The 523-nt window shown below is 47.8% G+C and carries 1 protein-coding gene; it reads left to right on the forward strand.

Features of this window, described 5'->3' with window-relative positions; all coding sequences use genetic code 11:
* The coding region (locus NLX73_RS24850) for a condensation domain-containing protein (protein WP_254327611.1) at positions 1 to 523 on the forward strand (523 nt) is incomplete at both ends.

Here is a 523-nt window from a genome sequence, read left to right on the forward strand (position 1 = left end):
TCAAACAGGTCAAAGAGAGCCTGCGCCTTATTCCGAATAAAGGAATGGGCTACGGAATCTGGAGATATTTGAGTGAAACCGGTCAAGCCGTTGGTCAGCAAACAGGTGTGCTGAGCCTAGGTCAATATCAAGCTTTTGCCGAGCCACAAGTAAGCTTTAACTATCTCGGACAGCTGGATCAGGACTTACAAAACAGCGGTATGCGTAGGTCTCCTTACTCAATTGGATCGATCGCTAGTGACCGGACGAAGATGAAATATGCTCTCGATGTGAGCGGAATCGTAACGAACGGCATCCTGGAACTCGACATTCGGTATAACGGCAAAGCCTTCCGTAAGGACACCGTCCACATGCTGGCTAATCTGTTAAAATCCAATCTGCTTGAAATGATCGAGCATTGTGTCACACGGGAGCGGACCGAATTGACTCCAAGTGATGTGCTGTTTAAAGGTCTGACCCTGGAGCAATTAGATACGATTATCGAGCAGACCAAGACGGTTGGGGAATTGGAAAATGTGTACCC

It is taken from the genome of Paenibacillus sp. CH40 (genome assembly GCF_024213605.1).
In the GTDB taxonomy this organism is placed as follows: Bacteria; Bacillota; Bacilli; order Paenibacillales; family Paenibacillaceae; genus Paenibacillus; species Paenibacillus polymyxa_B.